The 6145-nt window shown below is 73.2% G+C and carries 7 protein-coding genes; 6 read left to right on the forward strand and 1 reads right to left on the reverse strand.

The genetic code is table 11. The annotated features are described in order from the left end of the window. Positions 1–142 precede the first annotated feature (142 nt). The 6 genes from OZN99_RS23140 (at position 143) to OZN99_RS23165 (ending at position 4871) form a co-directional block, all read left to right on the forward strand. Positions 143–1024, forward strand: a complete 882-nt coding sequence (locus tag OZN99_RS23140) for a peptidylprolyl isomerase (RefSeq protein WP_270937619.1) — start codon at positions 143–145, stop codon at positions 1022–1024. An 88-nt stretch (positions 1025–1112) separates the two neighbouring features. After that, a complete protein-coding gene (argJ, locus tag OZN99_RS23145) occupies positions 1113–2354 on the forward strand; it encodes a bifunctional glutamate N-acetyltransferase/amino-acid acetyltransferase ArgJ (RefSeq protein WP_270937620.1) in 1242 nt (413 codons plus the stop codon). Between the two features lie 68 nt (positions 2355–2422). Beyond that, positions 2423–3415, forward strand: coding sequence for a bifunctional GNAT family N-acetyltransferase/(deoxy)nucleoside triphosphate pyrophosphohydrolase (locus OZN99_RS23150; protein WP_270937625.1), 993 nt, complete (start codon positions 2423–2425; stop codon positions 3413–3415). A 48-nt stretch (positions 3416–3463) separates the two neighbouring features. Next, positions 3464–3712 carry a FitA-like ribbon-helix-helix domain-containing protein gene (locus tag OZN99_RS23155; protein ID WP_270937621.1) on the forward strand — a complete coding sequence of 83 codons (249 nt, stop codon included), beginning with the start codon at positions 3464–3466 and terminating at the stop codon, positions 3710–3712. After that, positions 3709–4122 (forward strand): type II toxin-antitoxin system VapC family toxin, encoded by a 414-nt coding sequence (locus OZN99_RS23160; protein WP_270937622.1) that lies wholly within the window; start codon positions 3709–3711, stop codon positions 4120–4122. Before OZN99_RS23155 ends, OZN99_RS23160 begins: the two co-directional genes overlap by 4 nt. Further along, the gene (locus OZN99_RS23165; protein WP_270937623.1) at positions 4119–4871 is read left to right on the forward strand and encodes a competence/damage-inducible protein A; all 753 of its coding nucleotides are present in this window, start codon (positions 4119–4121) and stop codon (positions 4869–4871) included. The genes OZN99_RS23160 and OZN99_RS23165 overlap by 4 nt, the downstream gene beginning before the upstream one ends. A gap of 43 nt (positions 4872–4914) precedes the next feature. Here OZN99_RS23165 and OZN99_RS23170 read toward each other — a convergent pair whose 3' ends face one another. Continuing rightward, positions 4915–5904, reverse strand: a complete 990-nt coding sequence (locus OZN99_RS23170; protein ID WP_270937624.1) for a Bug family tripartite tricarboxylate transporter substrate binding protein — start codon at positions 5902–5904, stop codon at positions 4915–4917. Positions 5905–6145: the final 241 nt, after the last annotated feature.

Genomic DNA, 6145 nt, shown 5'->3' on the forward strand with positions numbered 1-6145 from the left:
AGAGATAGGCGCGCCGGGGGGGCGCGTCAACGCGAGCCGGGCCCCGGGCCGGGGGGCGCGCCGGCCCGGCTGCAGGGCCGGCCCTGCCTTGTGGCGGCCCGCCGCATCGGCCATGTTCCGCCGCCTTCGCGGAGTTCCCTTCATGCGCCGACCGGCTCTCGTCCTTGCTGCCCTGCTGCTGCCCGCCGGTCTCGCGTTGGCGCAGGCGCCGGCGGCCGACCCGGTCCTGGCGCGGGTGGACGGCATCGAGATCCGCCAGTCCGACCTGGAGGCGGAGATCCGCCGCCTGCCGGACGAGCTGCGCAGCGTGCCGCCGCAGATGCTGCAGCCCCTGCTGCTGGACCAGATCATCACCCAGAAGGCGATCGTCGCCGCCGCCCGCGCGCGGGGCCTCGACCGCGACTCCGAGGTGCAGGCGCGGATCCGCCGGGCGGAGGAAGAGACGCTGCAGCAGGCGCTGCTGCTGCGCGAGGTCCAGCCCCTGCTGACCGAGGAGGCGCTGCGGGCCCGCTACCAGCGCGAGGTCGCCGGCCGCGCCGCCGAGGAGGAGGTGCGCGCCCGCCATATCCTGGTGCCCACCGAGCAGGAGGCCCGCGCCGCGCTGGCAGAGGTTCGCCGCCCCGGTGCCGACTTTGCCGAAGTGGCGCGCCGCCGCTCCTCCGGCCCCGGCTCGCGCGAGGGCGGCGACCTCGGCTTCTTCAAGCGGGGCGACATGATCCCGGAATTCGAGCAGGTGGCCTTCACGCTGCGCCCCGGCGAGATCAGCGCGAACCCCGTGCGCACCCAGTTCGGCTGGCACGTCATCAAGGTGGAGGAGCGGCGCGCCGTGCCGCCGCCGAGCTTCGAGGAGAGCCGCGAGCAGCTGCGCCAGCAGGTCTTCGAGGACGGCGTGAACCAGGCGGTCGAGCGCATCCGCGCCGCCGCCAACATCGAGCGCCTGGCCGGTGGCGAGGCGCCGCGGCCGCCATCCCTGCTCGACGGCGCCGCCCCTCCGGCGCCTGCCGCTGGGCAGCCGCGCCGCTAGGTTGAACTGACCCTCCCCGGCTTGCGGGGGAGGGTTGGGTGGGGGCACAGACTCCCGCACCGCAACCGCCGACTCTGGACCCGCGCCCATGGCTTCCGGCAAGGACCTGCCCGTCTCGCCCCTGATGCTGCCGCTGCCAGAGATGCCGCCCGTGCCGGGCGTGCGGATCGGCACCGGGCAGGCCGGCATCCGCTACACGGCGCGCGAGGACGTGACGATGATGGTGTTCCCGGCGGGCACCACCGTCGCGGGCGTCTTCACGAAGAACAAGTGCCCTGGCGCGCCGGTGGACTGGTGCCGCGCGGCGCTGAAGGGGGGCAAGGCGCGCGCGCTGGTGGTCACCGCCGGCAACTCCAACGTCTTCACCGGCAAGGCCGGGCGGGAGACCTGCAAGCAGACCGCGCAGGCCATGGCGGGGTTGGCGGGCTGCAAGCCCAACGAGGTGTTCCTTGCCTCCACCGGAGTCATCGGGGAGAAGCTGCCGACCGCGAAGCTGACGGCCGCGCTGCCCGGCGTGCACGCGGCGCTCCGCGACGACCTCTGGCAGCACGCCGCGCGCGCCATCATGACCACCGATACCTTCCCGAAGGGCTCGACGCGCACGGCGCGGATCGGCGAGGCGACGGTCACGGTCAGCGGCATCGCCAAGGGCAGCGGCATGATCGCGCCGGACATGGCGACGATGCTGTGCTTCCTGGCCACCGACGCGAAGGTGCCGGCCGGCGCGCTTCAGGCCATTCTGCGGAAGGGCAGCGACCGGTCGTTCAACTGCGTCACGGTGGATTCCGACACCTCCACCTCCGACACCGTGCTGCTCTTCGCCACCGGCAGCGCGAAGCATCCGCGCGTGCCGGCGGAAGGCGGCGCCATGCTGAAGGACTTCGCCCGCGCCGTGGACGAGGTGCTGATGGAGCTGGCGCTGATGGTCGCGCGCGACGGGGAGGGCGCGCAGAAGCTGATCCGCATCGACGTGACCGGCGCGGTCTCCGCGAAGTCGGCGCACCGCATCGGCATGTCGATCGCCAACTCCCCCCTGGTGAAGACCGCGATCGCCGGCGAGGACGCGAACTGGGGCCGCATCGTCATGGCGGTCGGTAAGTCCGGCGAGCCGGCCGACCGCGACCGCCTCTCGGTCGGAGTAGGGGGCACCTGGATGGCGCGCGAGGGCGAGATCGTGCCGGGCTACGACGAGGCGCCGGTGGTGGCGCACATGAAGGGGCGGGAGGTCGTGATCTCCGTCGATCTCGGCCTCGGCCGCGGCAAGGCGACGGTGTGGACCTGCGACCTGACGCATGGCTACATCGACATCAACGGGGCCTACCGGTCCTGACCGCGCCAGACCTGCCCGCCGGCGACGATGCCGCGCACGATCCGCTCGCGCCGCCGCCCTTCCAGCCGCTGCGCACGGAACGCCTGACGCTCCGCCCGCTGCGCGCCGAGGATGCGGCCGACCTGCACCGCCTGGTGAACGACTGGGAAGTGGCGAAGACGCTGGCGCGCGTGCCCTTCCCCTATCCGCGCGAGCTCGCCGACGAGTGGATCGCCTCCACGCGCGTCGAGCTGGCGGAAGGTCGCGCCTGGCACCTGGCGATCGTCGGTGTCGAGCAGGCCGGCACGCCGGAGGAGCGCGAGGTGCTGGTCGGCTGCATCGGCCTGACCATGGACGCCGCCCGCCGGGAGGCGGAGCTCGGCTACTGGGTCGGCCGCCGCTTCTGGGGCCACGGCGTCGGACCGGAGGCCGCGGGGCGGCTGGCACGCTGGGCGCTGGCCCATCTCGGCATCGAGAAGCTGGTGGCCTCGGCGCTGGTGGACAATGCGCGCAGCCAGGCGGTGCTGCGGCGGATCGGCTTCCGGCAGGTGGGCGAAGGCGCGCAGGACTTCCTGTCGCGCGGCGCCGCCATGCCGGTGCTGCTGTTCGAGATGACGCGCGCCGACCTGCCGGCGACGGCGCCCGCGCCGCCCGCCGCAGAGCCCCTGCCCGAACCCGGCGGCAAGCGCATGCTGCTGGTCGCGGCCTGCGCGCTGATCGATCCGGACGGCCGCGTGCTGCTGGCCCGCCGGCCAGAGGGCAAGCCGCTGGCGGGGCTGTGGGAATTCCCCGGCGGCAAGGTGCATCCCGGCGAGACGCCGGAAGCCGCCCTGATCCGCGAGCTGAAGGAGGAGCTGGCGATCGACGTGGCGGAGAGCTGCCTCGCCCCCTTCGCCTTCGCCAGCCACGGCTACGAGGCCTTCCACCTGCTGATGCCGCTCTATCTGTGCCGGCGCTGGTCCGGCCAGGTGACGCCGGTGGAGGGCCAGGCGCTGGCTTGGGTGCGGCCGCAGAAGCTGGCGGAGTACCCGATGCCGCCGGCGGACAAGCCGCTGGTCGCGCTGCTCAGGGATTTCCTGTAGCCGCAAGCCTGTCCGTTTGCTATCATGGCGTGATAGCAGGAGGCTGGCATGGCGCAGGTGCTGGTCCGGCAGGTTGACGAGGCGGTGGTCGAGTCGCTCAAGCGCAAGGCCGCGGCCCGTGGCACCTCGCTCGAAGCCTATGTACGCGAGATCATGACGCGCGACGCGCAGGAGACGCGTGCCGAACTTGTCGCTCGGCTGCGCGCGCGCATGGCCGGGCAGCCGCAGCAGACATCCGACAGCACGCGCCTGCTGCGCGCATTCCGAGACGGAGACGGCGAGGGCGATCTTGGATGAGGCTCGTTCTCGACGCCTCCGCCGCACTCAAGTGGTACGCTGCCGAGGAGGGGTCGGAGGACGCGTTGCGCCTGCTGCAGGAGGGCAACGACTTCGTCGCGCCCGATGTCCTGGCGCTGGAGGTTGCGGCCGTGCTGCTGAGGAAGGAGCGGCGCGGCGAGCTCAATCCCGGCACGGCCAGCGCGGCGCTGCTGGATCTCGACATGGTGGGCTGCGAGTTTGTCGCGCATGGGCCGCTTCTGCGGCGCGCCACGGATCTCTCGACCCGGCATCGTCTCGGGGTGCTCGACTGCCTCTATCTCGTCGTCGCGCACGATCGCGGTCTCCGTGTCGTGACCTATGACGGCGGCATGCGCCAACTCGCGCGCAGCCTCTCCATCCCCCTCTGGGCCGCGGACGATCCGACATGACCAACCCCACCGCCTGCCTGCTCGTGATCGGCAACGAGGTACTGTCGGGCCGCACGCGCGACGCGAACGTGCAGTTCCTGGCGACGCGGCTCGGCGCCATCGGCATCCCGCTGCGCGAGGTGCGAGTCATCCCCGACGTGCGGGAGACCATCGTCGCCACCGTGAACGAGGTCCGGGCGAAATTCGACCACGTCTTCACCACCGGCGGCATCGGGCCGACGCATGACGACATCACCAGCGAATGCGTCGCCGCCGCCTTCGGCGTGCCCTGGGAGCCGCACCCGGAGGCCTGGGCGCGGCTGGAGCGCCACTACGCGCCGGGCGAGTTCAACCCGGCGCGCCAGCGCATGGCGACCCTGCCACGCGGCGCGACCCTGATCGACAACGCCATCTCCGTCGCGCCGGGCTTCACCATCGGCAACGTGCATGTCCTCGCCGGCGTGCCGCGCATCATGCAGGCGATGTTCGACTGGCTCGCGCCGCAGCTGCAGGGCGGGCCGCCCGTCGCGTCCCGCACCGTGCACGCGCATGGCGTGATGGAAGGCCGGATCGCGGAGGGGCTGGCCGACATCCAGAAGCGCTGGCCGGCGCTCGATATCGGCAGCTATCCCTATTACCGCATGGGTGGCGGCGGCGTGGCGCTGGTGGCGAAGGGCGTCGACGCCAAGGCGGTGGAGGCCGCGGCACATGCCATCTCCGTGCTGCTGCGCGCGGTGGGCGGCAAGCCGGTGGCGGGCGAGCCGGACTGAGCCTTCGCGGCCCTCCCCCGTTGGGGGGAGGGCGCTCGGCGCCTCAGCTTTCCTCGAAGACCAGGCCGCGGGCGCGGATCAGGGTGCTCCATTTCTGCACCTCGCTGCGCATATGCGCCTCTGCCCCGGCCATGTCGGAGCCGACGAGGATGAAGCCGACCTCGCCGGCGCGGGTGCGGACATCGGGCTGCGCCAGGCCGTGCTGGGCGGCCGCGGCAAGGCGCCGGGCGGCGGCCTCCGGCGTCGCGGCGGGCGCCCACCACATCACCCAGGAATTCGCCTCGAAGCCCGGCGCCACGCTCTCGGACATGGTCGGCACCTCGGGCAGGGCTGGCACGCGCTGCGGCGTGCAGACCGCCAGCGCCTGCAGCCCGCCCTGGCGGATCTGGCCGAGGGCCGCCGGCATGTCGGCGAACATGAAGTCCACCGTGCCGGCGCGCAGGTCGGTCAGCGCCAGCGCCGTGCCGCGATAGCCCACCAGCTGGAAGTCGGCGCCGGAGGCGCCGCGGTAGAGTTCCGCGGCCAGCTGGTGCGGCGTGCCGGAACCGCCGGTCGCGCCCGTCATGCGGCCGGGATTTGCCTTCATCTGGCGGTCCCATTCCTGCACGTTGGCGAAGCGGCCGGGGCGGACCACCAGCACGAAGGGCGTCGTCGCCAGCCAGCTCAGCGGGCGGAACTCCGCCAGGTCGTAGCCGGGGTCGCGCATCATGAAGGGCGCGATCACCGAGGAGATCGGCGCGAGCAGCACGGTGGTGCCATCCGCCGCCGCACGGGCGACGCTGCGCGTGCCGACGGCCGCGCCGGCGCCCGGACGATTCTCCACCACCATGGGTTGGCCGAGGAAAGCCTGCATGTGCGGCGCCATGGCGCGCGCCAGGATGTCGGGAGAGCCGCCGGGCGCGAAGGGGTTGATCAGCCGCACCGGACCGGGCGGCGTCCACTCCTGGGCCTGGGCGCCCCCGAGGGGCAGGGCGGCGGCGATCCCGCCGGCGGTGGCCGCGCGCAGCGCGGCGCGGCGCGTGAGGAGCATCATGTCGTTCGTCCGGGTCGTTGAAGCCTGCCGTGCCGCGCCTGGGCGACCGCCTTCTCCGGACGGCCCCGGACGCAGATGAACGTTTCTCCATCCGAACGCAAGCGGTCGCATGGGGCATCGCTTGCGAACTGCCGCGGGATCGGCGCGCGCGTGCTACATGCGAATCGGATGCCCCGCGCCGCCCCTGCCCGCCCCGCGCCCCCCCGCCCCGCGCCCGGACGGAGCGCGGCCGCGCCGCGCC

Origin of the sequence: Falsiroseomonas oryzae (assembly GCF_027856955.1) — a bacterium.
Lineage (GTDB): Bacteria > Pseudomonadota > Alphaproteobacteria > Acetobacterales > Acetobacteraceae > Falsiroseomonas > Falsiroseomonas oryzae.